2 protein-coding genes are annotated in these 2,570 nt (G+C 25.8%); both read right to left on the bottom strand.

The genetic code is table 11. The annotated features are described in order from the left end of the window. Positions 1 to 520: 520 nt before the first annotated feature. Positions 521 to 934: a ferritin family protein gene (locus BGI41_RS07705; RefSeq protein ID WP_088540117.1), complete on the bottom strand. Its 414-nt coding sequence runs from the start codon at positions 932 to 934 to the stop codon at positions 521 to 523. Between the two features lie 201 nt (positions 935 to 1,135). Then, positions 1,136 to 2,368 (bottom strand): FprA family A-type flavoprotein, encoded by a 1,233-nt coding sequence (locus BGI41_RS07700; RefSeq protein WP_088540116.1) that lies wholly within the window; start codon positions 2,366 to 2,368, stop codon positions 1,136 to 1,138. Between the last annotated feature and the right edge of the window lie 202 nt (positions 2,369 to 2,570).

Genomic DNA, 2,570 nt, shown 5'->3' with positions numbered 1-2,570 from the left:
TTTGCTTTATTATTTATTTTTTTATCAATTGAAAATTAATATTTAATTGAAAATATATTTAATATTTTTTATATTTTATTATTTTATTTTGATTTAATCAAATCATTTTTTAATTAAATTCCTTGATATTATTTAATATATTATATTAATATATCTAAATATACATGAGATTATAATTTTTCTATATTTTTAATTAAAAATTTTAAAATATTTAGTAAAAAATAGTTTTCATATAAAAAATTTAGATTTATTAGATCTGTTTTTTAAAATTTATTAGATTTTTATTTATTTTAAAAATCCAATTAAAATAAGTGTGTTTTAAAGTATGAATAAATTATAGAAATCTAGTTTAGTATAAATTAAGTTTTAAATTATTAGTTTAATATATAAATTTGTTTAGTATAAAATAAGTTTTAAATTATTATGTTATTATAGAAATTTAATTTAATGTAAAATAAGTGTTTATTAAAATTTGATTTATAAAAAAGTTAAAAAAAGAAAAAATAAGAAAAAATTAAATCTAGAAGTATCTTTCGATAATTCCTTCTAAGATTTTAGCATGACGTCCTTCGTCTTTGGAACTTTCTCTGAAGAAATCAGCTGCATCTTCTAAATCTGCTGCTTTAGCTTTTTCAGAAGCTTCTCTTTTTTCTACATTAGCTTTTTGTTCACCATCTAACATCATGTCGATATTTTCTTTTAATGTTGGTTTGATTACAGCATTCATTTCAGCAAATCTTGCTGCATGTTCTGCTTCTTCCCATGCAATTCTTTTGAAAACTTCAGCTAATTCGCCGTAACCTTCTCTAGATGCTTGTCTAGACATTGCTAAGTACATACCTACTTCTGCGGTTTCTCCTTTAAAGTTTCCTGCTACATCTTTTTCTACGTCAGTACCTACTGTAGTACCAATTTTATGAATATATTTTACCATTATATTACCTCACATAAATATATGTACTTTATATAACTTAAAGTTTTTTAAATTTTTTATTTTATTTTATGATTTTATAGTGATAATTTACTTGTTTTTTTAGTAAATTTATCTATAAATTTAATAATTTTTTAATTGTATGGATTAAAAATTATTATATAAAAAATAGTTTAAGAGATTAAATTAATCTCTTAATTACATCTATAAATCAAGTTTTTTAGCTTCTTGAACTAATTTTCTACCTAATTCATAGCTGTCTAATTTTTCATCTTCAGTTGGGATGTAGTAAATTTCATCAGTGTCAATAACATTGAATCCACAATTGTTTAATTCATCTTTTAAGAACTCAACAGTTCCACCTTTACCTCCCATTGATCCGAAAGTAACTGCTGGTCTTTCAAATCCTGTTCTATTAAAGTGTAAACCTTTTAAGTAGTACATTAAGTCTCCAAGACTTGGGTATGGTGCATCGTTAATGGTTGGTGCTCCAATTGCTACAGCTTTACTTGTTAAAATACTTTTTACGATTTCACTTCTTTCATCTTCATGTAAGAAGAACATTTCTACATCGTAACCTTCTGCCATTGCACCTTCAGCAACTTCATGTGCCATTGTTTGGGTAGAGTAATGCATTGTATCATATACGATAGTAACTTTATCTTCAGCAGCTTTTCCAGTTGCCCAGTTACTGTATGCATTAATAACTTTCATTGGGTCAGTCCATATTTGACCGTGTGAAGGAGCAATCATTTTAATTTTATCAAGTAATCCAAGGTCAATAATTTCATTGAATTTTTTAAGTACTAAATTTGAAAGTGGAGTGATTAAGTTTGCATAGAATTTTTGTGCTCCATCCATAAGTACTGCTTCTGGAATATCTGTATCGAGTCTTTTTGAGAAGCATAAATGTTGACCAAATGCATCGTTAGGGAATAAAATTCCATCTTCAACGAGTAAGGTAAACATACTGTCTGGCCAATGGAGTAAGAATGCATCTAAAAATGCTAAAGTTCTTCCACCAATTTCTAAACTATCTCCAGTTCCAACAGTTTTGAAATCTGCTCCTTCTAATTTAGGATAATGTTTTAATAAACCTTTTACAGCAATTTCACTACAGTAAATTGGTGCTTCAGGGAATCTTTTATGTAAGTCATATAAAACTCCACTGTGATCTTTTTCAATATGGTTTTGTATAATGACGTCTACTTTTACATCTTTTCCTTCTTGTTCAAATGCATCATCAAGACGTGCCATAATTTCTTCAGTTTTACCTGGATATGCGTTATCAATTACAACGTTTTTATCTTCACCAAATACGAGGTAAGCGTTGTAAGTTGTTCCATCTAAAGTGTATCCGTGGTAAGTTCTAATATCCCAGTCGATTACACCTATCCAGTATACTCCATCTGCAATTTTTTGAGCTTTAGCTTTCATAATATCACATTATTTAAATTTAATCTTATGTTCGTTACATTCCGAACATTATTTATAGATAGTTAAACATATTATATAAATGTTTTTGTTAGTATATTGTTTTTATTTTTTATAAAGTTTTATATATATAATAAAAATTTTAAAAAATCATATTTTTATAAAAATATTATGAATTTCATAATTTATTTAGAAATACTTATAT

It is taken from the genome of Methanobrevibacter sp. 87.7 (genome assembly GCF_002208625.1).
Taxonomy (GTDB): Archaea; Methanobacteriota; Methanobacteria; order Methanobacteriales; family Methanobacteriaceae; genus Methanarmilla.
The sequence above is the reverse complement of the archived record's forward strand: the minus strand, read 5'-3'. Positions and strand labels throughout refer to the sequence as shown.

What these genes read in the sequence shown, in the direction of transcription:
- BGI41_RS07705 (WP_088540117.1), bottom strand. Translation starts at nt 934, where the DNA reads ATGGTAAAATATATTCATAAAATTGGTACTACAGTAGGTACTGACGTA.
- BGI41_RS07700 (WP_088540116.1), bottom strand. Translation starts at nt 2,368, where the DNA reads ATGAAAGCTAAAGCTCAAAAAATTGCAGATGGAGTATACTGGATAGGT.